The following is a 22,735-nucleotide window of genomic DNA, read 5'->3' on the forward strand; positions in this document are numbered from 1 at the left end:
GCTCGTCAGCTCAGCTTGCGCTTCGCCTGCGCCTCCAGCACCGAGAGAAACTCTTGTTCGCCCGTCCCCGCAGTGAGAGCCTCGCGCATCAACTGCGCCTGCGTCTTCGGCGCCAACCCGCCGAGTGGCGGATCCCGGTCGAGATTGGTGGGGAACGAATAGCCCTCGGCACAGGAGGAGATCGCGTTGGCCGCTTCCGCCTGCGTCAGCGTCCCGCCCGCCAGCAAGGCCCGCAAGGCCGGATAGAGCGTCGCGCTCATGGTCAGTCGGTCAACGGTTTCCATTGCGCGACCGAAGGCCGAAGACACCTGCAGCAGGTTGGCCACGCGGCGGATATCCCGGGAGTGGTTGGTGCCGGCGGCATGGAAGAGCGCCGGGTTGAAGAAGACAACGTCGCCCTTTTCAAGGGGAAGCTGCACGTGGTGTGCGTCGAAATAGGCGCGGAATTCCGGCCGGTTGAGCGCCAGATAGCCCGGCACATAGGTTTGGCTATAGGGCAAGAACAGCGTCGGTCCGCTTTCGAGCGGCATGTCGCAATGGGCAACCGCCCCCTGCAGCGTCAGCACCGGTGAAAGCTTGTGCACATGCGCCGGATACTGCTCGATCACGGCCGCGGTCTGGAAGCCGAGGTGATAATCCCGGTGCGCCGATTGCGCCGCACCGCCAGGATTGACGCGATTGACCTGCGCCGTCATCTGGTAGTTCGGCCCGAGCCAAGCCTCGCTGACGAGCGCTATGACGGCATTGCCGTAATAGGAGGCGAAATTCTCCGGCGCGTTCAGGCAGTGCTTTTCCAGCGAGTTCCAGATGCGGTCATTGGCGCCGGGTTTGGCGAAGTGATCGCCGCCGCCGCTGTTGCTGCGATGTTGCTCTTCGATGATAGCGTCAAAGACCCCGCTTGCGACGTCGATTGCTGTCGTATCGGCAAAGGCGCGCTTGAAAACCGCCACGCCAGGCCCGGTCGCCAGTACCTCGCAGATCTCCGCCAGAACAGAACGCCGCGCCTCGGCATCGCCGCACGCCGCAATCAGCGCGGCGCTGTCATAGATCAGGATATTCTTTTCGCAGCCGGAAGCATGGGGGTAGTCGGACAGGCTGGTTTGGCGTTCGACTTCCGCCCGGAACGATTCGAGATCGCAAGCCTCTTCGGTGAGCCAGACGCGGTCGATCCGCTGGCGCGCTTTGTTGTCGGTCTTCATCGCGTTTCCTCCTCTGGAACATCCTGATGAACACGACTATAGGCGGCGGCAAAACATGATATAGAGCAAGAATCCATCAAAAATCCATCAGGAGAGCAAGGCGATGGCCCATCCGTTTCTGGTCAAGGACATCGCCTTTCAGGCCGGGCTCAGCACCGCGACCGTCGATCGCGTGCTCAACGAGCGGCCGGGCGTGCGCCGCCAGACGGAGGCCCGGGTTCGCGCAGCCATCGAGGAATTGGAGAAGCAGCAGGCCGGCCTCGACATCCAGGGGCGCAAGTTTGCGATCGATATCGTCATGGAGTCGCCGCAACGCTTCACCGATGCGGTGCGTCGCGCCTTCGAGAGCGAGGCGATGACCTTCGCGCCCACCGTCTTTCGCTGCCGGTTCCACTTCGCCGAGACGATGCGCCCACAGGAGATCGTGCAACTGCTCGACCGAATCCGGCTGCGCGGGACCGACGGCCTGGTGTTGAAGGCGCCGGACGTGCCCGAGATCGTCGCCGCAGTCGCCCGTTTCGAGATGGGCGGCACGCCCGTCGTGACGCTGGTAACCGACCTGCCCCATTCCCAGCGGACGGCCTATGCCGGCGCCGACAACCGGGCGGCGGGCGAAACGGCCGCCTACCTCCTCGGGGAGCGCTTTTCCGGCGCGCCGGCAACTGTGCTGGTGACCCTTTCGAGCGGCCGCTTTCGTGGTGAGGAGGAACGCGAGATCGGCTTTCGCCGGGTGTTGCGCGAGCGCTATCCGGCAATCCGGATCGTCGAGATCAGCGAAGGCCACGGCCGCGACAGCGAAACCGGCCGCCTGGCTCACGCGGCGCTCTCGGCCAATCCCGATATCAACGCGGCCTATTCGATCGGTGGCGGCAACCGCTCCGTCCTTGCAGCCTTCGAGCGCCTCGAACGTCACTGCGCGCTCTACATCGCCCATGATCTCGACGAGGACAATCTGGCGCTGTTGCGGGAACGGCGCATTCACTTCGTGCTGCATCACGACCTCAGGACCGATGCGCGCACCGCCTTTCGCACGATGATGCTGCGGCCCGGCGCCCAGGCGCCGGCAATCGGCCCGCAGCTCTCCGCCGTGGTGGTGATCACGCCCTACAATGTCCCGGAGTAACGCTGCTGCCGATCCGCGGGTAACGTTCAGGCCGCCGACTGGCCGTCGTTCTTTTCGGCCGGTAACACCATGTCGTCCGCCGTTTCGAAGCGGTTGCGGCCGCGCCGCTTGGCCAGATAGAGCGCTTCGTCCGCAGCCAGCAGCAACTGGCGTGCCGTCAGGCCATGCCGCGGCGCAAAGGCGATGCCGGCGCTGCCGCCGACAACGAGCATTTGGCCCTCGAAAGCGACCGGCGTCTGCGCGTCGGCGATCAGGCCGGCCGTCAGGCTGCGGGCGTCGGCCTCGCTGCAATCGCCGAGAATGACCGCGAATTCGTCACCGCCAAGCCGCGCGACCGTGCCCTTCGGGCCAGCCCGGTTGCGAAAGCGTTCGGCCATGGCCACCAGCACGGCATCGCCGGCGGCGTGGCCGTGGCGGTCGTTGACCTCCTTGAATTCATCGAGGTCGGCATAGACGAGCGTGAACGGATGCGTCGATGCCCGCAACAGGGCTGCCGCCAGCATATCGTCGAAGCCGCTGCGGTTCATCAGCCCCGTCAGGCGATCGTGCTTGGCAAGGTGCCGGTTCAGCGCCTCGCTCTGCTGCAGGGCGGCAAAGAGCGTCGAGAACCGCAGCGCCACGAAGGCCATCAGCAGTGCTGCGACGATCGCCATGATAATGACGCTCGGCAACAGCTCCGCGCGGACGAACCCACCGGGCGATTTCGGCACCCAGGCGGCCACGAGACAGGACGAATCGGAGCAGCGCCCGACAGACGCATAGGCACTGCCTGCAGGCCGCTCGTTGAGCGGAACAAAGGCCAGCCCGCGAATACCCAGCCGTGCCGCGATCTCGCGCGTCATTTTCGGCGTGACCGGCCGAACGGCGACCATGAGCACCGGATCGCGCCGTTCCGCCGGAACCACCAATGTCTCGGGGATGACCGCCTGCACCACGGCAACACTCATGCGCCCACCGATCTCGCGCAGGTCCACCGCGTGGATGCCGGGCACGGCCGGCATCACGGACTGCGCATCTGGCGTCGTGACATCGAGATTGTAGGTGCCGTCGTTGTTCCTGAGCGCATTGTCGTAGCGGCGCTTGGCTTCGTCTACGAGATCATCGACCTCGTCGAGCGGCACGCGGGCCACCTCTGCCGGAACCGATGCGCCGTCCTTGAGCGCCGTCGAAACGGTGCGGGCCGGATCCGTGAAGATGATCCAGGAGAAGCCGTAGTCTTCCCAAAGCCAGCCCGAAAGCTCGTCGGCGACGAAACTCTCGCTGACATGCCCCGTCGCCAGCTCCTCGTAGGTCTTGTCCCAGAAGGACACCTGCGCCTGGAACTGAACGACCGCATCCATCTGGTGGCGCAGCTCGTTTGCGACAAGCCGACGCTCGGCCGAAAGGCCGAAGCGATCGGCCTCGGTGACGGACCGGTCGAGGACATAGATGAGGCTTGCAATGATCAGGACCGCGACCAAGGTACAGGCGGCATGGATCGCCCAGACCGTCTTGTCCCGCTTTGCCTGCCGCAACGCCTTTTCCACCACGCCAGTCCCCCTCGTCCGTACCGGCCCTGCCGGGCATACTAGCACTTGTGGAGGTGCGATGCGCAACGATGGCAGCCGATACTGCCGGCACCCTAGCGACCAAAATCGAAGTTTGGCTTAAATAAGCTGGTGATAAAATACTTAACGATTTCAACCGGCTGAATCGCCCGACAATCAGCGGTCGCAGCGGGGATCAGGAGAACGCGGGCGACTGCCCGCGCCTCCCTCTGCGCATCCTATTGCGGCGCGGCCGCCGAAGCGCGCAGCAAGGCGACGATCTCCGCATTGCCTTGCTCCAGGGCAAGATCGCGTATCGACGGGCCGGCGGCGCCATCGCGCACGCGTGCATTCGCGCCCCTTTCGAGAAGCAGCCGCACCGTTCCTGCCTGCCCGTTGATCACGGCAAAGGCAAGCGGCGTCATCCAGTCGTACTGTGGCTCCGGCCTGCCGCGCCCGCGGAACGTGCCGAACGGCGTTTCGATCAGATCCGGCTGCCGGTCGAGGATGTCGGCGAGGCGCGCGGCCACGCCAAAGGACGCAGCTGCGAAGATGTCGAGCGGCTGATCCTTCAGGAAAGTGACCATCGCGTCCTTGCCGTTGTATTTGGCCCAGCCGATCGGCGGTGCATGATGGTAGGGGTCGCGGGCTAAGGCATCGGCGCCGTGATCGAGCAGGCGCCTCGCCATCGCGACATGTCCATGCAACGCCGCCTCGTGCAACGGCGTGCGCGAGGTCATGCGGTTGACGTCGAAGCCGAGTGAGAGCATCAGCGCCACGGCGTCATGCCGGTCCTCACCCGCCGCCTCGTGCAGAATGGCGGGGTGTGCAGCCTGGGTTCGAGCGACAAGTGTCGGATCCCTATCGACAAGTTCCCTCGCCTCGTCGGCCTTCACTTCCCCAACGGCACGGGCCAGCCGGTCGACATCCTCCAGCGGCGCTTCGGTCGCGCCGCGCGACACGAGGTATTGTGCCAGTGCCGGATCGCCGCCGAGCTCCGCCCATTGATAGGGCGTGCGCCCCTTGATCGGGCGATTGACGTCGGCGCCGTGCGCAACAAGCAGCCGGACGCGATCGGAGATGCGTTTTTCCAGTGCCCAGGCAAGCTGATAGTCGAAGACGCGTTCGCCATTTTCGACCAGGCCGCCATCGTTGCGCACCAGCCAGTTGTTGCGGTCGTCGGCATTAAGGCCATGGTCGAGAAGCAGCTGGAGGCAGGAATTGTCCGGTTCGAACATCCGGTTGTAGAGCGCCTGGCTGTCATTGGCTCGGGCACCGGCATTAAGCAGGAGCCGCGCAAAGGCAAGGCAATCCGGGTGCGGTGGCTGCCGCTCCGGTCCCGCCTCGCCCTCGCCGAAGACGCCGGTCAAAGCCGTGAAACGATACTGGCCGTCGTCGAGCCAGTAGACGTTCGGATCGGCCCCGCGCGCAATCAGGCGGGCGCCCGCCGGCAGCGACGAGCTGCCGGGAACGCGGGCATATGCGGCGTAGAGCAACGGCTCCCAGTCGAACGGACCGCCGCGCTTCTCTGCGAGTTTCGGGTCGCGATCGAGAAAGCGGTCGATCGCCGCGGCGTCGCCGAGCGCAGCGGCCACGTGAATGTTGTCCCCGGCAATCTCAGGATGGTCCTTGAGAAGGTCGAGTGCCTGAGCGAACCGCTCGGGATCGGCAGCGACGTCGCCGAAATAGGAGACTGTCGCCAGAGCGAGAAAGCGGTTTGCGACCTGTTCGGTCGACGGCGTGCCGGTCTCGGCTTTCTCCAGATGCCGCTTCAGCCGTGTCCAGCTGGCAAAGCCGAATTCGCGGGCAAGCACCAGCTGGGCATCCTGAAGGCCCATTGCGGTCGGTTCGGAGAAATAGGGAAGCGCCCGCTGTCTTGCGCTGGCATCGCCAGCCTTGACGGCCTTCAAAAAGGCCTTGGCCTGCTTGCGGATCGTATCGAGGGTAATGTTCGCGGAAAGATCGCGCGTGATCATGAAAGACCTCCTTTCATTCACGTCCGGTATCCGCGCCCACAGACTGAAAAGAGGTGTGGCAACCAAGTTCAGTGAAACAGGTGGGCCTTGCCCTTCCCGCGGATCGGATGCGCCCTGCGAACGACCTCATCGCTAGCATGGCCTCGATATACTTGTCCAGCGCGGTCAGCTTTCCCGTTCGTAGCGGACGAAGGCGAAACGATCGCCCGTAGGCGCCCAGTTGGGAACGTTGATCGTTCCCTGCCCGCCGAAGAGCTCGAACAGGATGCGGGCATTGCCGCCGTCCAGGTCCATCAGCCTCAACCGGACATCGAGATCCCTCGGATGATCGAAGACGTCGCCGTCATAGGAAAGCACGAGCAGATGCTTACCGTCAGGCGACGGATGCGGAAACCAGTCGCCATAGGGGCTGTCGGTGATGCGCGTGACGTCGCTACCGTCCGGGCGGATCCGCCAGATCTGCATCTGGCCGGTACGGCTCGAGTTGAAATAGATCCATTCGCCGTCTGCCGACCAATCGGGCCCGTCGTTGCGGCCCTCCCCATGGGTGAGCCGCCGCTCCTCGCCGCCGTCGACGGAGATCGTATAGATGTCGAAGACCTGGTCGCGGATGCCGCAATAGGTCACCGTGTTCCCGTCGGGCGACCAGCCGTGCCAATAGGAAGGCAGGTTGCGGGTGACGAGCCGCGGCGTGCCGCCTTCGGCCGGCAGCAGGTAGATCGCCGATTTCCCGAACTCGGTCTTGTCGCTGATCGCGATCGTCGTGCCATCCGGGGAGAGGCCGTGGTCGTTGTTGCAGAGCGTCGCAAAACCGGTATCGATCTCCACCGGTTCGGAACCATCAAGGCCAAGCCGATAGAGCCTGCCGTCACCGTTGATGATCAGATGTGAGCCGTCCCGCGACCAGTTCGGTGCCTCGACCAGCCGGTCCGTCTGCCAGACAACCCGCGTTTCACCTGTTGCGATGTCATGGATTTCGACGGAACTGCGCATGCTCTTCTCTCCCGGACGAGGCCGCTATTTCTTGTCTTCACCCGCCGGCAGAGTCGCCAGAACCTTGGAACAGACCGATTGCATCAGAACGGAATCGCGTCGGTCCCGCCAGGTGGTGACCAGACCCCAGGCCAGCAGGAGCAGGATGCAGATGAAGGCAACGCCGACGACGGTGAGGCTTCCGGTCGCAAGGCCATAGACCCCAAAGACCGCAGGCGTCGCGAAATAGCCGATCTGCGCCGAAAGCTGCCGGCCGGCGGAAACGTCGCTTGCCGACCACAGTCGCAGGAGCCGGATTTCCTCGTCCGTAAAATCTGCACGGCCCTGTCGGCCGTCCGTCTCTTCGGAGAGGATATCCATCGCCTAGCCCCGGTCGCGGAAGCGGTTGGTGATCGGGTAGCGGCGGTCGCGTCCGAAGTTCTTCTTGGTGATCTTGACGCCCGGCGCCGATTGCCGGCGCTTGTATTCGGCGATGTAGAGCAGATGCTCGACCCGGTGAACGGTCACCTCGTCATGGCCGCGGGCGACGATCTCGTCCGTCCCCATTTCCTTTTCCACCAGGCATTCGAGAATGTCGTCGAGCACCGGATAGGGCGGCAGCGAATCCTGGTCCGTCTGGTTGGGACGAAGCTCGGCCGAAGGCGCCTTGTCGATAATGTTCTGCGGAATGACGATGCCGGAAGGACCAAGCGCGCCCGGAGGAACCGTGGTATTGCGCCAGCTCGAGATGGCATAGACCTGCATCTTGTAGAGGTCCTTGATCGGGTTGAAGCCGCCGTTCATGTCGCCATAGAGCGTGGCATAGCCGACCGACATCTCCGACTTGTTGCCCGTCGTCACCACCATCGAGCCGAACTTGTTGGAGATCGCCATCAGGATCGTGCCGCGGGTGCGGCTCTGCAGGTTCTCCTCGGTGATGCCGGATTCCGTGCCTTCGAACGTATCGGAGAGTGCGCTGAGGAACCCTTCGACCGGCTCGGAGATCGGCACGATGTCGTAACGGCAGCCGAGGGCCTCGGCGCATTCCTTGGCGTCCTTCAGCGATTCGTGCGAGGTGTAGCGGTAGGGCAGCATGACCGTGCGCACCCGCTCCTCGCCGAGCGCATCGACGGCGAGCGCTGCGCAAATGGCGGAATCGATACCGCCGGAGAGGCCAAGCACGACATTCTTGAAGCCGTTCTTGTTCACATAGTCGCGGAAGCCGAGCATGCATGCGCGGTAATCCGCCTCCTCCCGCTCCGGCAGGCGCGACTTCAGGCCGTGCTCGCAATGCCAGCCGCTCTCGCCCTTCTTCCACTCCACGATCGAGATCGCCTCTTCGAACTGGCTCATCTGGAAGGCGAGCGACTTGTCGGTGTTGAAGGCGAAGCTGGCGCCGTCGAAGACCAGTTCGTCCTGGCCGCCGAGCTGGTTGGCATAGATCATCGGTAGGCCCGTCTCGATCACCTGCTTCAGCACGACCTGATGGCGCACGTCGACCTTGCCGCGATAATAGGGCGAACCATTCGGCGACAGCAGGATTTCAGCACCGCTTTCGGCCAGCGTCTCGCAGACGCCGAGATCGCCCCAGATGTCCTCGCAGATCGGAATGCCGATGCGCACACCGCGGAAATTGACCGGTCCCGGCATCTCGCCCGGATCGAAGACGCGCTTCTCGTCGAACTCGCCGTAGTTCGGCAGATCGACCTTGTCGCGGATCGCGATCACCTTGCCATCGTCGAGTACTGCCACGGCGTTATGTCGGCCGGTCTTCGACAGGCGCGGGAAGCCGATGATGACGCCCGGGCCGCCATCGGCCGTCTCGGCGGCCAGCTTTTCGACGGCCTGGAGGCAGGCCTTGAGAAAGGCCGGCTTCAGAACAAGGTCTTCCGGCGGATAGCCCGAAATGAACAGCTCCGTCAAAAGCAGGAGATCGGCGCCCTGTCGCGCCGCATCGGCGCGCGCCTCACGCGCCTTGGCCAGGTTTCCGGCGATGTCGCCCACGGTCGGATTGAGCTGGGCAACGGCGATACGAAGGAGCGAGGGGGCGTTTTTATGGGCGGTCATGAGCGGGCCTGTCGGTCTGTCCTGAACGATTGCATCTGACTTTCGCAATGTTCTTTAGCGCAATCTGCGGAAAAATACCCACAGCCAATCGCAGCCACGCGAAAAAAACCCAAAACTTCTGTTTTTCCCGGTCCTTATACTGGGCCGTTCGTGCGGCTTCACGCCACGAAAAGCCACCCTCCATTCCCGTTAAGAAACCATTCATCCCCTGTTCAAAATGACGGGCGTATGACAGTTACACGACGCATTTATGAAATTGGAGAATATGTTGGCCAGTATCGATTCCGCTGTCGCGCGAGGCTCACGTGTCTATGCCGACCGACCCGGCTTCGCCGCACGGCACGCCAAGACGCTCGCTTCCACGCGCAGCGCCCTGTTCTCCCTGTTCGTTGCAACTGCCCTTGTCTTCGCCGTTGAACTGATCGTCCGTCAGTCGCTGACCGACACCCTTTCCTACGTCCTCGACCCGACGCGCCCGGCGCTGACGACCATCGGCATATTCTTTCTCATTCTGCTCGCTGTCGACGGTATTTTCGGCCGCGAGCACAAGTCCGCCGTGGTGATCGCGCCGCTGGCACTTCTGCCGGCCGTCATCTGCCAGCAGAAGCAGGTGTTCCTGTCCGATCCGCTCTATCCGACCGACTTCCTGTTCGGCCGCCAGATCATGGAGCTGATGCCCGTGCTGGTAAAGGACCGTCCGTGGACGGCGCTCGGCATCGCCGTCGGCCTGGTTGCCACCGTCGTCGCCATCGCCCTCCTGTTGCGCTTTGCCTGGCGGACCTTCCCGAAGCTGACGACCCGCGAGCGTGTCGCCCGCCTCGCCTTCGCGCTGCCGCTGCTCGTCGCCTTCTGGAACATCATGGATTACAACCAGTTTTCCTGGATCCGTGATCGCCTGAAGGTCATCCCGATCATGTGGGACCAGACCGAGAACTATAAGCACAACGGCTTTGCGCTCGCCTTTGCGATCAACCTGCCGATGGCCAATGTCAGCGCGCCCGCCGGCTACATGGCCGACGCGATCGACCGCATTCCGGTGAAGCCGCTTCCCGCCGGCACCTCGCACCGCGGCAAGCCCGACGTCATCGTGCTGATGAGCGAATCCTTCTGGGATCCGACCCGCCTGCCGAACGTCAAGCTGTCGCCCGACCCGATGCCGACGATCCGTGAAATGCAGTCGGGCAACGTCTTCTCGCCGGAGTTCGGCGGCATGACCGCCAACGTCGAGTTCGAGGCGCTGACCGGCTTCTCCAACGCGTTCCTGCCCTATGGCAGCATCCCGTACCAGCAGTACATCCGCAATCCGATCCCGTCGCTTGCCACTTTCTTCCGTGGCGAAGGCTACGTCTCGCGCGCCATCCATCCGTTCCAGAGCTGGTTCTGGAACCGCACCGCCGTCTACAAGGCCTTCGGTTTCGACATGTTCAAGTCGGAAGAGAACATGCCACCGATGCAGAAGCGCGGCATCTTCGCCTCGGACGACTCGCTGACCAACGAGATCATCCGCCAAGCCGACGCGATGGACGACCCGTTCTTCTTCTTCGCCGTCACACTCCAGGGCCATGGCCCCTATGAGGCCAACCGCTACGCCAACAACACCATCAAGGTCGAAGGCGATCTGCCCGAGGCCGACCGCCAGGTTCTTGCCACCTACGCGCAGGGCATCAAGGAGGCTGACGACAGCCTGAAGAAGCTGATGGACTGGGCCAAGAACCGCGATCGCGAAACGGTTATCGTGCTCTTTGGCGACCATCTGCCGCCGCTTAACACCGTCTATACCAGCACCGGTTTCATGAAGGGTGTGACGGCGGAGCGCAAAGGTTCGAAGGAGCAGATGAAGGCGCAGCATGAAACGCCGCTCGTCGTCTGGTCGAACAAGACTGGCCCGAAGAAGAACGTCGGCACCATCAGCCCGGCCTTCCTCTCCTACCAGATCCTCAAGCAGTCCGGTTACGAGCATCCCTACTACACCGGCTTCCTCGGCAAGGTGTATGACCAGTACCGCGTCGTCGACCGCTACATGCTGATCCGCAAGAATGGCAAGGAAGTCGCCGAGTGGTCGCGCCAGCCGAAGGTGCCGGCACTCCTGCGTGACTACCGCTTCCTGCAACACGACATGATGTTCGGCGACCGCTTCTCGACCGACCGGTTCTTCAAGTCACACGCTGATCTCTTCGCCAGCGTCGAAACCCACTGATCGAAGACCGGAGCGGCCAGCAACCGCTCCGGTCCTTGCGGCATTTTCGCGTACCGCGTGATTTCCTTGCGGCGCTGACGCGCTAGATTGTCTCCGGCCAACTCCGGAGATCGCCATGCCGCACTTCAATGACATATCGAAACAGCTTTTCGGCAAGCCGCTCAGCGAGCTCGGAGAGATCGAGCGCCGCATTCTTACCCATGCCCGGGACCGACGCACGCTCGCCACCGATTCACATGCCGCCTTCACGGCACGGCTCTCCTTCGGCGACAGGCTCGCAGACAACATCGCCCGCGTCGGCGGCTCCTGGAGCTTCATCATTGGCTTCTGCGGCTTTCTCGTCTTCTGGGTTTTGCTGAACACCATTCTGCTCGCCACCGGCGCCTTCGATCCCTACCCTTATATCTTCCTCAACCTGATGCTTTCGATGCTCGCCGCGCTGCAGGCTCCGGTCATCATGATGTCGCAGAACCGCCAGGCGGAGCGCGACCGCTTCGCTGCCTCGAAGGATTACGAAGTCAATCTCAAGTCGGAAGTCGAACTGATCGCACTGCATCACAAGGTCGACGACGTGTTGCTGCGCGAGATCTCCGAATTGCGCGCGGACCTGGCGACGCTCAACCGGCAGCTCGAACGCTATCGCACGCCCCCCGGACAGGAGTGACCGGCCCCCGGCCGAACCGGGACGATGCGCTGGCGATACGCAAGCCTGCCCTCGCGCGGATTCGGCGCCCGGACGCGGGCGCGCAGCCGCCGCGACAGGGCGAAAACTAGCTAATTTTCATAAATACTAATTCAACTGTGAATACACATTTTGCAACATTTGCGAAATGCATTGGGATTCAACAACTTATCGGAGTATGAAAAAATTAATATTTGAGGATCACGTTATGGGTGCAGGGACATTCGAGAAATACAGCAACGTGGGTACGCGGAGATGCTGCAATGTCCAACTTCAAGCGCCTGTTAGGCGGCCGGGACGGGGCCGCTGCGATCGAATTTGCAATAATAGCACCACTCTTCTTCATGTGCGTGCTGACCCTGATCGCCTATGGCGTCTATCTCAGTGCCGCCCATTCCATTCAGCAGATTGCTGCCGATGCCGCCCGCACAGCCATCGCCGGCCTCTCCCAAACCGAGCGTGAACGGCTCGCGACCGACTATATCCGTCGCACGACGATGGATCAGGCCTTCATCAAGTCGTCGCGCATGACCGTCACCGTCAGGGACGACGCCAACAACGCAAACCAGTTCACCGTCCGGATCAAATACGACGCCGGCGACCTGCCGATCTTCAACCTGTTCACATTCGCCATGCCGAGCGAACAGATCGAGCGCTTCGCAACCATCCGCATCGGAGGGGTCTGATATGCTGTGGAAACCCATGCGCTCCCTCGCCCGAGCCCGTAGCGGCAATATCGGTATCTCGGCCGCCCTGGCCATGCCGTTGGTGATCACGTCCATGGCCCTTGCGATCGACTACGGCTACCTGACCGTCCAGAAGCGTGAAATGCAGTCTTCGGTCGATCTCGCTGCGATCGCGGCAGCGGCCAACGTCTCCGCCGCCGAGAAGGCCGTGCTCAACCACTTCGCCAACAATGGCCTGAACTACGGCGTATCGACGCCGAACGGTTTGTTGACCATCGACGGCAAGACCCTGCCGCCCGGTGACATCAGCACCGCCAAGCTTGATGGCGTCGCGACCGTAGCGCGCGGGCGCTACGTCCCCGATCCGTCGGTCGATGCCGGCCAGCGCTTTATCAAGGACGCCACGCCCACGGACGCCGTGCAGGTGATGCTCGAAAGGAAGGGCGACATCTTCCTCGCCTCGATCTTCAGCGCCCCGCCGGACCTCAGCGTCTACGGCACGGCGGCGAGCTCGAAGATCGCGGCCTTCTCCGTAGGCTCCCGTCTTGCAAGCCTCAATGATGGGCTGCTCAACTCCATCCTCGGGCAGATGCTCGGAACGACGATCTCGCTCAAGGTCATGGATTACCAGGCGCTCATCGACGCCGATATCGATATCCAGCCCTTCCTGAAGGTCATTGCGACCAGGCTCAACCTGACGGCTGCGTCCTATGAAGACGTGCTCAAGGCAAACCTGACGATGCCGCAGTTGCTTGCCTCCATGCGGCTCGTCCAGGGCCTGTCCGGAACGGTCACGGCCGCACTCAAGAGCATCGAACTTTCGACCTCGAACGACAAGCGCACTTTCACCTTGGCGCAGATCCTCAACCTCGATCCGAAGAAGAGCCTGCAGGTCGACGCCGGCTCCGATTGGGCGATGCGCGTAAGCGCGCTGCAGATCGTGTCGGCGGCTGCAGCCATCGCCAATGGCGAAAACCAGATCGCCCTCAATGCCGTGGCCGGCCTTCCGGGCATCGCATCTGCCAAGGTCAAGCTTGCGATCGGCGAGCCGCCCGTCGAAACGCCAAGCCACCGCCTCGGCACGCCCGGCGCAGCAATACGCACCGCCCAGACCCGCCTTGCCGTCGAAGTCAACGTCGATGGCCTGGCCGCCCTTGCCGGCATTCGCATCCGCCTGCCGATCTATGTCGAACTCGCCTATGCGGAAGCCAAGCTCGCCGACATCAGGTGCTATGGCGGCACGCCCGAAAATGCTTCGGTCAGCGTCGATGCGGTGCCCGGCATTGCCGAAATCGCCATCGGCGACGTCGATCCGGCGGTCCTGTCCAACTTCTCGTCAGACGCGCGGGTACAAAGAGCCAAGCTCGTGGACGCCCTGGTGGTCAAGATCGATGCGCTAGCCCATGTCGAGGCGCAAAACCTCAAGCCGACGCGCCTGAGCTTCAGCCCGTCCGAGGTCGCGGCCCGGTCGATCAAGACGGTCTCGACCAAGGACATCCTGACCTCGACGACGCAAACGCTCCTCAACAATCTCGACCTGAACATACAGGTCCTGTTCCTGACGCTCGGCAGCCCGACCATCGTGCAGCAGGCATTGGCCCAAACGCTCGGAGCCGTTACCAAGCCGGTCGACGATCTGCTCTACAACCTTCTGCTGCTCGTCGGCGTACGGGTCGGCGAGGCCGATGTCCGCGTCACCGGCGTCAAGTGCCAGTCGCCGGTCCTCGTGCAGTAGACCCGTTCGAACGGGGCGTTCGACGGCCACCGTCAACGCCCCGTTGAACAAATTCGGTTGCTGACACGTTATGCACAAGGTAGCCCTAGTAAAAGGAATGCAGCTGAGCGCGGCTGGCCGGCGGGGCACCGAGTGTGCCCTTCACTTGGCGGGCCGCGCAAGCATTGGGGGTGTGCGCAGCAGATGCATGTGATGGCAGAGCAGGAAGGCGCAGCGCGGGATGGCTCGCTCGCCTTCACCGCGGAAGGTTTTCTTTGTCATCCGGAGTTACGCAACGTGCTCCAGGCGAGCGCGCGCGATCTGATGGCGGCCTACGACATGTTCCCCCGCATCGCTCGCCTTGTCGCCTCCCACCAGAAATGGACGCTCAGCCAGGCCGTCTACGCCCTGCACCTCGAGCGTGAGCCCGGCAATCCCGAAACGGGGGTTACGACCGCCCGCCTTCTCAAGTTCATCCATGAGACCGGCGGCGCCAGCCGCAATACCGCCGCTGCCTTCATCGCCGAACTGCTGACCTACAAGCTTTTGCGCGACGCGGAGGGCGGCCGGGGTCGCAAGAAGATCCGTCCGCTAGAGCCGACCGAAATCAGCGAAGGCGCCATGCTGCGCTGGTTCATGAGCCAGATGGGAACGCTCGATCGCTTCGACGGCCAAGGCCGTGTCGCACGCGTCGAAGCCGACCGCACCGTTTTCGAACGGGCTCAGCCAATCGCCGCCCGCCTGCTGCTTTCGGATCGCCGGTGGACCCAGCCGCCGGAAGGTGTCGCGGCTTTCGTCTGGACCGAGTGCGGTGGCCTCCTGCTCGACGATCTCATGGCGCGGCCGAAGAGCCTTGAGCCTGTGGACGGCAAAGTCTGGCTGGAGGCGAACCTCTCGGATCTCGCCACGCATTACATGATCTCGAACACCCATATCCGGCGCATCTTCACGCGGGCCCAGGACCTGGGCTTGCTTGGAAGAGCCGATGAGGGGCAGCGCGGCCTGTTCTGGTTGAGTGAGCGGCTGATCGAGGAATATTGCCAATGGCAGGCAGTTAAGCTTGCCGGCCTTGCCAATGGCTTCGAGCAGGCCGAGCGACAGGCGGCAAACCCGCCGGCCTGAACCTCAGACGCGGCCGGCTGCGAATTTCGGCAGGTCGTCCTTGATCTCGTAGAAATCGCCCTGATCTTCGCAGAAGATATGGTAGCCCGGCTTCAGCACCGTCGGCTTGTCAAAGGCGCCCGCGAGGATCGAGGTGTAATCCGAACCGTCCGCCTTCCAGAACAGCGCTGACCCGCATTGACGGCAAAAGCCCCGGCTGGCGCTGTCACTGGCCCTGTACCAGGTTACGTTTTCCGCGCCCTTCAGCTCGAAGTCCTGGTCCTGCACGTTGGTGGCGGCGTAATAGAGCCCGGTCTGCTTCCGGCATTGGCTGCAGTGGCAGAAGATCAGCTCGCGCAACTCGCCGCGCGCTTTGAAGCGAATGGTGCCACAAAGGCAGCCCCCGTGATGAATGTCCTGCATTGCCCCTCCCCAAGTTTATGACCCCTCGATCCTGCCATGGAGCGTGCCGACGCAAGCCACAGCCCGCGCCGCGCCCTGCTCCAGACACGAAAATGCCGGGCCAGCTTCCAGAGCCGGCCCGGCATTGTCAAATTCAAAGCATCCAAGCGACGTTCAGAAAACCTGAACAATGCCAGAGATTTAGATCAGCCGTTGACGACCATCTTCTTCTCGTCGCGGCCGCCCTTCATGCGTTCGGCGAGCAGGAAGGCGAGTTCCAGCGCCTGGTCCGCGTTGAGGCGCGGATCGCAATGGGTGTGGTAACGGTCGGCGAGATCGTCGCCCGAAAGCGCACGCGCACCGCCGGTGCATTCCGTCACGTCGTTGCCGGTCATCTCGATATGGATGCCGCCCGGGTGCGAACCCTCGGCGCGGTGGATCTGGAAGAAGCTCTCCACTTCCGACAGGATCCGCTCGAACGGACGGGTCTTGTAGTTGTTGAGCGTAATCGTGTTGCCGTGCATCGGGTCGCAGGACCAGACCACCTTCTTGCCTTCGCGCTCGACCGCACGGATGAGGCGCGGCAGATGCTCGGCCACCTTGTCATGGCCGAAACGGCAGATGAGCGTCAGGCGGCCGGCTTCGTTGGCCGGGTTCAGAAGGTCGATCAGCTCCAGCAGGCCATCGGCCGTCAGCGACGGGCCGCACTTGAGGCCGAGCGGGTTCTTGATGCCGCGGCAGTATTCGATATGCGCATGGTCGGGCTGGCGGGTACGGTCGCCGATCCAGATCATGTGGCCGGACGTGGCGTACCAGTCGCCCGAGGTCGAGTCGACGCGCGTCAACGCCTGCTCGTAGCCGAGCAGCAGCGCCTCATGGCTGGTGAAGAAATCGGTCTCGCGCAGGCTCGGGTGGTTTTCCGAGGTGATGCCGATCGCCTTCATGAAGTCCATGGTCTCGGAGATGCGGTCCGCAAGCTTGCGGTAGCGTTCCGCCTGCGGGCTGTCCTTGACGAAGCCGAGCATCCACTGGTGCACGTTGTCGAGGTTGGCATAGCCGCCCATCGCAAACGCGCGCAGAAGGTTCAGCGTCGCAGCCGACTGGCGGTAAGCCATGATCTGGCGTTCCGGGTTCGGAATGCGCGCTTCCTCGGTGAACTCGATGCCGTTGATGATGTCACCGCGGTAGGACGGAAGCGTCACGTCACCCTGCTTCTCGATACCCGAGGAACGGGGCTTGGCGAACTGGCCGGCGATACGGCCGACCTTGACCACCGGCTGCTGCGCGCCGAACGTCAGAACGACGGCCATCTGCAGGAAGGCGCGGAAAAAGTCGCGGATCGTGTCAGCGCCGTGCTCGGCAAAGCTCTCGGCGCAGTCGCCGCCCTGCAGCAGGAAGCCGCGGCCTTCGGCGACATTGGCGAGGGCACTCTTCAGACGACGGGCTTCGCCCGCAAACACCAGCGGCGGATACTTCGCGAGGCGCGCTTCGGTCGCCTCAAGCGCTGCCAGGTCCGGATATTCCGGCACCTGCTGGATGGGTTTCTGCCGCCAGCTGTTTGGAGTCCAAGTCTGTGCCATTTCGATCACCTGTTGTCTGCCGCGGATCCAACCGCGCGGGTCACGCCCTGACGGCCAATGGCGGCCGCCCGGTATTCTGAAATTTCACTCAACATCCGCTCGCCCTGCCCCGGTCACTTAGCCAAGCCTCGTGCCCGCCCAGCCGGAAACGCCGCGGAATGCGGGCTTATAGACGTTAAGGAAACGCTTGGAAAGCCATCCTACCAGAATTCATTGCTTTGCAGGGCGCCCGGGGCGCAACGATATTTCCGCGGAGCGCACGATCCCGAAAGTCTTACTCCCTATATCGAAAGAACGATACGCAGTTTCAATGGGATAGTGGCATCCCTGATGCTACAGCCGCCGCCAAGATAGGCGACAGATTGTTCAGCGATCGTGCCCGGCGGCTTGCGGCCGGCAATGGCTGGCCCTCACGTCCCAGCGCGCGCCTGTGCGTTCGGTGAGTGGCGCATCGGAACGCGTCAAGCGCGCGTCCGATCTGCGCCGGTTAAGCAGAAAAGAGAAGGCCGGCAGCACCCAGTGCAGGCCACGCCACTCCGGTCCGTCGAGCGGATCATCCAAGCCGTTGCGTGACCCGCGGCGACGTTCACGCTGCAGAACCGTCCACATGACCGCCCAATGTTCAAACATGGTCTCGCCTCCTTTGCCTTGAGACAATGGGAGACCTAATGTCTTCGCCGGCAGCGTTGTAGGCGCACCGTTGAAAGACGTCTTTCATCCGCGAACGGAAGTCAGGGCGGACGACCCGCGCTACTACGAGACAATGACCGCCATGGAGTGCTTATGGCCGAGGCAGCCTGGGACGATTTGAAACTGTTTTATCACGTTGCGACCGAGGGTGGCTTGAGCGGGGCTGCCACGCGAACGGGGTTGAGCGCGCCGACCATCGGCCGCCGCATGCTCGCGCTCGAGCGAGCGACCGGCAGGGCACTCTTCATCCGCAGTCAGCAAGGCTATCGCCTCGCCCACGATGGCCAGATCCTCCTCGAACATGTCCGTGCCATGCGGAATGCCGCCGCAAATATCTCCGACTGGCACCGCGACGCCTTCGCCCTGCCGATCGTGTCAGTCGCAAGCGACGCCTGGGTCGCAGGTTTCGTCGCCGATCATTCAACCGATATCCGCGCCGCTGGCGACAGTTTTCGCTTCTGCTGCAAGCATGCGCATCGCGGCCTCGACTTGACCTTCAGAGAGGCCGATGTGGCCGTCCTGTACGAACAGCCCCGCTCCGGCAACGTGGCCGTGCGCCGCTCGGTGAACATCGCCTATGCCGTCTATCGCGCCGGCAACATGCCGGAGCGCGAGGACTTTCCCTGGATATCGATTGGCACCGAAGTTGCCAGCTCGCCGGCTGAAAAATGGGTCTTTGAAAACCGCGAGCAGCAGATCCATACGTGGACCGACAGTGCCGCCCTTCTCGTGCGGCTGATCCGCAATGGCGCCGGCCGCGGCGTCCTGCCCGCCTTCGTCGGCGAAGGTGATCCATTCCTGAAGCGCGAAGGCGAATTGATTGAGGGCCTGACGCATCCGTTGTGGATCGCGGCAAACGACGACGACCGGCGCCGTCCGGAAGTCCGGACGGTCATCGATCGCCTCGCCGATCTTTTCAAACGCGAGGAGGCGCGGTTTGCAGGAGCTTCCGCCTGAGGCGGCTCAGACCCGCTCGCCCTTGCGGATGCGATAGGACGGCGAATACATCGTTACCAGCTCTTCCGCCGCCGTCGGGTGCACCGCCATCGTCCGGTCGAAATCGTCCTTGGTGCAGCCGGCCTTCAGCGAAATACCGAGCAGCTGCGCCATTTCGCCAGCGTCATGGCCAAGGATGTGAGCGCCGAGCACCTTGCGGTCGGCGGCATTGACGATCAGCTTCATGATCATCTTTTCCTTGCGGCCCGAAAGGGTCGCCTTCATCGGCCTGAACTCGGCGCGGTAGACTTCGAGTTCGTCGAACCGGCGCGCCGCTTCCTCTTCGGTCAGACCGACAGTACCGATTTCCGGCTGCGAGAAGACGGCAGTCGCGATCAGATCGTGGTCCGGCGACACCGGATTGTTCTTGTACTCGGTCTCGATGAAGCACATCGCCTCATGGATCGCGACCGGCGTCAGCTGAACGCGGTCCGTCACATCGCCAAGCGCATAGATGCCGGGCGCGCTGGTGCGCGAGAAGGCGTCGACGATGATGGCGCCGCGCTCGTCCGTCTTGACGCCGGCGGCCTCCAGGCCGAGACCTCTGGTGTTCGGCACACGCCCGAGCGCCAGCATGACCTGGTCGGCGACGATGTCGCCGTGCTTCATCGTGTGCGCGACGCGCTTGCCGTCGGCGTCGAGCGTGACGGACTGGATAATGTCCTCGCAAAGGATGCGGATGCCCTTCTCCTCCATAGCGACGTGCAGCCCGCGGCGCAGGTCATGGTCGAACCGCGAGAGAATTTCCTTGCCGCGATAGATCAGCGTCGTCTCGACGCCGAGGCCGTGGAAGACATTGGCGAACTCGACGGCGATGTAGCCGCCGCCGGCGATCAGGATCGACTTCGGCAGTTCCGCAAGGTCGAAGGCTTCGTTGGAGGAAATGCAGTGCTCGTGGCCGGGCAGCGCGTCATGCGGGGTCGGATGACCTCCGACGGCAATGACGATGCGTTCGGCCGTTACCGTCTTGCCGCTGTCGAGCAGGCGAACCGTGTTCGGGCCGACGAGCTCGGCGCGCGTATGCAGGATTTCGGCGCCCGCATTGTTGAGGCCCTTCTGGTAGAGCCCTTCGAGCCGGGTAATTTCCTGCTCCTTGGCGGCGACCAGCTTCTTCCAGTCGAACGTGCTTTCGCCGACCGTCCAGCCGAAGCCCGCTGCATCTTCGAAGTGCTCGGAAAACTGCGACGCGTAGACATAAAGCTTCTTCGGAACGCAGCCGCGGATAACGCAGGTGCCGCCATAGCGAAACTCTTCCGCGATCGCGACCTTCTTGCCGAGGCTTGCTGCAAGACGCCCGCTGCGCACGCCGCCCGAACCGCCGCCGATTACGAAAAGGTCATAGTCGAAAGCGGGCATGGGCAGTCTCCTGAAAGCAAGCGGGCCGAAATGGCGATCTGAAAAGCGCGCCGAACGATCCTGGGCCGACACGCAACCGGGCGCAGCCGATGGCCGCGTCGCAGGCACATATAGTGGAGCCTCCGGGCAAAAGAAAAGCCCGGATCGCTCCGGGCTCCTCGAAACGTGATGAAGGCGCTCGGCGCCGCGGCTTATTGTGCCGGCGCCTGAACTGCACCTTCGGCTGCTGCCGGCTGGGTGGAGCCGACCTTCTCGTCGAGCGACTTGGTGGCTTCCTGGGTCAGGTCGCGCGATACGCCCGATGCCCAGATGTCTGCGGCCTTCAGGAGTTCGCGGGATGCGATCGGGCCGTCGTTCAGGAGCTTCTTGCCGGCGGCCGAGTTGTAGAACTCGGTGATCGCGTTCAGCTCTTCGAGCGAAAAGGTCTTGGCGTAGATCGTCGCGGCTTCGTTCTCGAGATCGGCGCGGCGGGCGGCAAGGCTCAGCGCCTTGTCGTCGACGGTCGCAGTGATCAGTTCCTGATGGTTCGGCGATGCCTGGATCAGCGTGTTCTTCAGACGCTCGGCAAGGTTCGGCAGAATGTTGTCGAAGCTGTTGGTTACGCCGAGAGCAGCGATCGTCGCGCGCGCCGCCTTGATCTGGTCTTCGGAGACGTCCTGGGCCTTAACCGCCGGAACGGACGCGGACAGCAGAACCGCGGTGGCAGCGAAAGTGCGGACAAGACCTGCGAGTTTGTTCATTTTTACCCTTGCTCCTGTGTTTGTCGCATGCTGCCCGGGCGATTGCCGCCGCCAGGCCCGCATGTATGGAAACCTGTTGTCTTCACCGCTCCTGCCCCTGACGGGGCAGCGAAGCCGGCTCAGGACGCAGTCAGCGTGCGTGCCCCTTGCGGCCCGGCAATGATTGCCAGCGAAGCGATGCCGATGAAAAGCCCGTGCTCGACGACGCCGGGAATGGCATTCAGCTCCCCGGCGAGCGCATCTGCATCAGGAATACGGCCAAAAGATGCATCGAGAATGAGGTGCCCGCCGTCCGTCAGAAAGGCGCCGTCATGGGACTGGCGGACCGTGATGTCGCCGGAAAGTCCGAGGCGCGAGGCAACCTTTTCGATCGCGATCCGGGTTGCCACCTGACCGAAAGGATTGACCTCGATCGGAAGCTTGAAGGCGCCGAGAACGTCGACCACTTTCGTCTCGTCGGCAATCACGATCATGCGCTTGGACGCAGCCGCAACGATCTTCTCGCGCAGTAGCGCGCCGCCGCCGCCCTTAATCAGACGCAGCTGACCATCGACCTCGTCGGCGCCGTCGATCGTCAGGTCCAGTTCGGGCAGCTCGTCGAGCGACTTCAGCGAAACGCCGAGTTCGAGGCAGAGCCGCGCCGTGCGCTCCGAGGTGGGAACGCCTTCGATGCGAAAGCCCGCTGCAACCTTCTCGGCCAGGAGCCGCACAAACTCCTCGGCCGTGGAACCCGTGCCGATGCCGAGACGCATGCCGTCTTCGACATATTCCAGCGCCGCGGCCGCGGCTTTGATCTTCATTTCGCGGGCGTCCATGCGCCGGTCGCTCCCTTGTGATTCGCACGGGCAGCAGGCCGCAATCAGCGAACGGCCGCCCGTTTTTCCGCTGTGACACTTACACGCCCGACGACGCAAACAAAAGTCAAAATGAAATCGGCACTCAGGATTCCGTGTGCTTGCCGGCGCCGCTTGCCATTGCAATCGCCGATGAGTTCGCCTACCCGATCAACAACGGTTTTCAGCGCCAAGAGGTTTTCTCCTTGTCTTCTCCCATTGTCGTCTTCGATCTCGACGGAACGCTCGTCGACACGGCGCCAGACCTGGTCGCCAGCCTCAACCATGCGGTTACCCAGGCCGGCGTCGAGCCGGTCACCTACGGCGACCTCACCCATCTCGTCGGCCACGGTGCCCGCGCCATGATCGAGCGCACCTTTGCGATGCGGCAAAAGCCGCTGGCCGAAGACATGCTGGAATGGCAGCTGAAGGAATTCGTCGATTTCTACCACGGCTCGATGCCGGGCGATTCGCTGCCCTATCCGGGCCTGGTCGACGCGCTCGACCGCCTATCCGGCGCCGGCTTCAAGCTCGCGGTCTGCACCAACAAGCCGGAAAAGCTCGCCACGCGTCTGCTCGAACGGCTCGGCCTGATCGAGCGCTTCGCCGCGATATCGGGCGGCGATACCTTCGAAGTGCGCAAACCGGATGCTGCCCACCTGCTGCGCACGGTGTCCAATGCCGGGGGCCTGGCGACCCGCGCCGTGATGGTCGGCGACAGCCTCAACGACTTCCTCGTCGCCCGCAATGCTCAGGTACCCTCGATCGCCGTTCCCTTCGGCTATTCCGATGTTCCGGTCGAAAGCCTCGACCCCACCGTTGTCATCAGCCACTTCGACGAACTGACCCCGGATCTGGTCTCGGGCCTGTTTTCCAAATAGCAGACAGGAAAAAG

Annotated in this window: 21 protein-coding genes; 8 read left to right on the plus strand and 13 right to left on the minus strand. The window is 63.1% G+C overall.

Annotated elements, in window-relative coordinates; translation table 11 throughout:
* Positions 1-5: 5 nt before the first annotated feature.
* Entirely contained in the window at positions 6-1,199 is a 1,194-nt protein-coding gene (locus AC3WVQ_RS08405) for a phytanoyl-CoA dioxygenase family protein (protein ID WP_090293894.1), read from the minus strand.
* A 103-nt stretch (positions 1,200-1,302) separates the two neighbouring features.
* On the opposite strand from AC3WVQ_RS08405, the gene AC3WVQ_RS08410 reads away from it, so the two are divergent.
* The gene (locus AC3WVQ_RS08410; protein ID WP_034795061.1) at positions 1,303-2,322 is read left to right on the plus strand and encodes a LacI family DNA-binding transcriptional regulator; all 1,020 of its coding nucleotides are present in this window, start codon (positions 1,303-1,305) and stop codon (positions 2,320-2,322) included.
* 26 nt (positions 2,323-2,348) lie between these two features.
* Here AC3WVQ_RS08410 and AC3WVQ_RS08415 read toward each other — a convergent pair whose 3' ends face one another.
* The 5 genes from AC3WVQ_RS08415 to AC3WVQ_RS08435 form a co-directional block, all read right to left on the minus strand.
* Positions 2,349-3,851, minus strand: coding sequence for a diguanylate cyclase domain-containing protein (locus tag AC3WVQ_RS08415; protein WP_113080104.1), 1,503 nt, complete (start codon positions 3,849-3,851; stop codon positions 2,349-2,351).
* Positions 3,852-4,087: 236 nt separating this feature from the next.
* Positions 4,088-5,824, minus strand: a complete 1,737-nt coding sequence (locus AC3WVQ_RS08420; protein WP_090293898.1) for an ankyrin repeat domain-containing protein — start codon at positions 5,822-5,824, stop codon at positions 4,088-4,090.
* A gap of 165 nt (positions 5,825-5,989) precedes the next feature.
* Positions 5,990-6,817 (minus strand): TolB family protein, encoded by an 828-nt coding sequence (locus AC3WVQ_RS08425; protein ID WP_034795067.1) that lies wholly within the window; start codon positions 6,815-6,817, stop codon positions 5,990-5,992.
* Positions 6,818-6,841: 24 nt separating this feature from the next.
* Positions 6,842-7,177 carry a hypothetical protein gene (locus AC3WVQ_RS08430; RefSeq protein WP_090293900.1) on the minus strand — a complete coding sequence of 112 codons (336 nt, stop codon included), beginning with the start codon at positions 7,175-7,177 and terminating at the stop codon, positions 6,842-6,844.
* Between the two features lie 3 nt (positions 7,178-7,180).
* A complete protein-coding gene (locus tag AC3WVQ_RS08435) occupies positions 7,181-8,863 on the minus strand; it encodes an NAD+ synthase (RefSeq protein WP_110819187.1) in 1,683 nt (560 codons plus the stop codon).
* A gap of 268 nt (positions 8,864-9,131) precedes the next feature.
* Here AC3WVQ_RS08435 and AC3WVQ_RS08440 point away from each other — a divergent pair, with 268 nt between their 5' ends.
* From AC3WVQ_RS08440 to AC3WVQ_RS08460, 5 genes are all read left to right on the plus strand, one after another.
* Complete coding sequence (locus tag AC3WVQ_RS08440; RefSeq protein WP_176960251.1) at positions 9,132-11,060, plus strand: LTA synthase family protein; 1,929 nt, start codon at positions 9,132-9,134, stop codon at positions 11,058-11,060.
* Positions 11,061-11,175: 115 nt separating this feature from the next.
* A complete protein-coding gene (locus tag AC3WVQ_RS08445; RefSeq protein ID WP_034795080.1) occupies positions 11,176-11,724 on the plus strand; it encodes a DUF1003 domain-containing protein in 549 nt (182 codons plus the stop codon).
* 281 nt (positions 11,725-12,005) lie between these two features.
* Positions 12,006-12,428, plus strand: coding sequence for a TadE/TadG family type IV pilus assembly protein (locus AC3WVQ_RS08450; RefSeq protein WP_034795083.1), 423 nt, complete (start codon positions 12,006-12,008; stop codon positions 12,426-12,428).
* 1 nt (position 12,429) lies between these two features.
* Complete coding sequence (locus AC3WVQ_RS08455; RefSeq protein WP_246812717.1) at positions 12,430-14,163, plus strand: TadG family pilus assembly protein; 1,734 nt, start codon at positions 12,430-12,432, stop codon at positions 14,161-14,163.
* A 183-nt stretch (positions 14,164-14,346) separates the two neighbouring features.
* A complete protein-coding gene (locus tag AC3WVQ_RS08460; protein WP_060585014.1) occupies positions 14,347-15,264 on the plus strand; it encodes a hypothetical protein in 918 nt (305 codons plus the stop codon).
* Positions 15,265-15,267: 3 nt separating this feature from the next.
* Here the strand turns inward: AC3WVQ_RS08460 and AC3WVQ_RS08465 are convergent, their stop codons facing one another.
* The 3 genes from AC3WVQ_RS08465 to AC3WVQ_RS08475 all read right to left on the minus strand — a co-directional run bounded on the left by AC3WVQ_RS08465 (position 15,268) and on the right by AC3WVQ_RS08475 (position 17,855).
* Complete coding sequence (locus tag AC3WVQ_RS08465; RefSeq protein ID WP_060520690.1) at positions 15,268-15,666, minus strand: GFA family protein; 399 nt, start codon at positions 15,664-15,666, stop codon at positions 15,268-15,270.
* Positions 15,667-15,851: 185 nt separating this feature from the next.
* The gene (locus AC3WVQ_RS08470) at positions 15,852-17,225 is read right to left on the minus strand and encodes a class II 3-deoxy-7-phosphoheptulonate synthase (protein ID WP_034795289.1); all 1,374 of its coding nucleotides are present in this window, start codon (positions 17,223-17,225) and stop codon (positions 15,852-15,854) included.
* 366 nt (positions 17,226-17,591) lie between these two features.
* Positions 17,592-17,855, minus strand: a complete 264-nt coding sequence (locus AC3WVQ_RS08475) for a hypothetical protein (RefSeq protein ID WP_060585013.1) — start codon at positions 17,853-17,855, stop codon at positions 17,592-17,594.
* A 153-nt stretch (positions 17,856-18,008) separates the two neighbouring features.
* Here AC3WVQ_RS08475 and AC3WVQ_RS08480 point away from each other — a divergent pair, with 153 nt between their 5' ends.
* Positions 18,009-18,872 carry a LysR family transcriptional regulator gene (locus tag AC3WVQ_RS08480; RefSeq protein ID WP_060600832.1) on the plus strand — a complete coding sequence of 288 codons (864 nt, stop codon included), beginning with the start codon at positions 18,009-18,011 and terminating at the stop codon, positions 18,870-18,872.
* 6 nt (positions 18,873-18,878) lie between these two features.
* Here the strand turns inward: AC3WVQ_RS08480 and gor are convergent, their stop codons facing one another.
* The 4 genes from gor to AC3WVQ_RS08500 all read right to left on the minus strand — a co-directional run bounded on the left by gor (position 18,879) and on the right by AC3WVQ_RS08500 (position 22,034).
* On the minus strand, positions 18,879-20,267 hold the full coding sequence (gene gor / locus AC3WVQ_RS08485; RefSeq protein ID WP_090293905.1) for a glutathione-disulfide reductase: 1,389 nt from the start codon (positions 20,265-20,267) through the stop codon (positions 18,879-18,881).
* Positions 20,268-20,458: 191 nt separating this feature from the next.
* Complete coding sequence (locus AC3WVQ_RS08490; protein WP_034795099.1) at positions 20,459-21,007, minus strand: DUF2059 domain-containing protein; 549 nt, start codon at positions 21,005-21,007, stop codon at positions 20,459-20,461.
* Between the two features lie 119 nt (positions 21,008-21,126).
* The gene (gene rpiA, locus AC3WVQ_RS08495; protein WP_034795102.1) at positions 21,127-21,822 is read right to left on the minus strand and encodes a ribose-5-phosphate isomerase RpiA; all 696 of its coding nucleotides are present in this window, start codon (positions 21,820-21,822) and stop codon (positions 21,127-21,129) included.
* Between the two features lie 44 nt (positions 21,823-21,866).
* Positions 21,867-22,034 (minus strand): hypothetical protein, encoded by a 168-nt coding sequence (locus tag AC3WVQ_RS08500; protein ID WP_162733015.1) that lies wholly within the window; start codon positions 22,032-22,034, stop codon positions 21,867-21,869.
* Between the two features lie 12 nt (positions 22,035-22,046).
* On the opposite strand from AC3WVQ_RS08500, the gene AC3WVQ_RS08505 reads away from it, so the two are divergent.
* A complete protein-coding gene (locus AC3WVQ_RS08505; RefSeq protein WP_034795292.1) occupies positions 22,047-22,721 on the plus strand; it encodes an HAD family hydrolase in 675 nt (224 codons plus the stop codon).
* Positions 22,722-22,735 lie beyond the last annotated feature (14 nt).

Source organism: Ensifer sp. EB106-05-01-XG146, from assembly GCF_058791875.1.

What these genes read in the sequence shown, in the direction of transcription:
- AC3WVQ_RS08465 (WP_060520690.1), bottom strand. Translation starts at nt 15,666, where the DNA reads ATGCAGGACATTCATCACGGGGGCTGCCTTTGTGGCACCATTCGCTTC.
- AC3WVQ_RS08480 (WP_060600832.1), top strand. Translation starts at nt 18,009, where the DNA reads ATGGCCGAGGCAGCCTGGGACGATTTGAAACTGTTTTATCACGTTGCG.
- AC3WVQ_RS08475 (WP_060585013.1), bottom strand. Translation starts at nt 17,855, where the DNA reads ATGTTTGAACATTGGGCGGTCATGTGGACGGTTCTGCAGCGTGAACGT.
- AC3WVQ_RS08450 (WP_034795083.1), top strand. Translation starts at nt 12,006, where the DNA reads ATGTCCAACTTCAAGCGCCTGTTAGGCGGCCGGGACGGGGCCGCTGCG.
- gor (WP_090293905.1), bottom strand. Translation starts at nt 20,267, where the DNA reads ATGCCCGCTTTCGACTATGACCTTTTCGTAATCGGCGGCGGTTCGGGC.
- AC3WVQ_RS08470 (WP_034795289.1), bottom strand. Translation starts at nt 17,225, where the DNA reads ATGGCACAGACTTGGACTCCAAACAGCTGGCGGCAGAAACCCATCCAG.
- AC3WVQ_RS08460 (WP_060585014.1), top strand. Translation starts at nt 14,347, where the DNA reads ATGCATGTGATGGCAGAGCAGGAAGGCGCAGCGCGGGATGGCTCGCTC.
- AC3WVQ_RS08435 (WP_110819187.1), bottom strand. Translation starts at nt 8,863, where the DNA reads ATGACCGCCCATAAAAACGCCCCCTCGCTCCTTCGTATCGCCGTTGCC.
- AC3WVQ_RS08455 (WP_246812717.1), top strand. Translation starts at nt 12,430, where the DNA reads ATGCTGTGGAAACCCATGCGCTCCCTCGCCCGAGCCCGTAGCGGCAAT.
- AC3WVQ_RS08420 (WP_090293898.1), bottom strand. Translation starts at nt 5,824, where the DNA reads ATGATCACGCGCGATCTTTCCGCGAACATTACCCTCGATACGATCCGC.
- AC3WVQ_RS08405 (WP_090293894.1), bottom strand. Translation starts at nt 1,199, where the DNA reads ATGAAGACCGACAACAAAGCGCGCCAGCGGATCGACCGCGTCTGGCTC.
- AC3WVQ_RS08430 (WP_090293900.1), bottom strand. Translation starts at nt 7,177, where the DNA reads ATGGATATCCTCTCCGAAGAGACGGACGGCCGACAGGGCCGTGCAGAT.
- AC3WVQ_RS08425 (WP_034795067.1), bottom strand. Translation starts at nt 6,817, where the DNA reads ATGCGCAGTTCCGTCGAAATCCATGACATCGCAACAGGTGAAACGCGG.
- AC3WVQ_RS08445 (WP_034795080.1), top strand. Translation starts at nt 11,176, where the DNA reads ATGCCGCACTTCAATGACATATCGAAACAGCTTTTCGGCAAGCCGCTC.
- rpiA (WP_034795102.1), bottom strand. Translation starts at nt 21,822, where the DNA reads ATGGACGCCCGCGAAATGAAGATCAAAGCCGCGGCCGCGGCGCTGGAA.
- AC3WVQ_RS08410 (WP_034795061.1), top strand. Translation starts at nt 1,303, where the DNA reads ATGGCCCATCCGTTTCTGGTCAAGGACATCGCCTTTCAGGCCGGGCTC.
- AC3WVQ_RS08490 (WP_034795099.1), bottom strand. Translation starts at nt 21,007, where the DNA reads ATGAACAAACTCGCAGGTCTTGTCCGCACTTTCGCTGCCACCGCGGTT.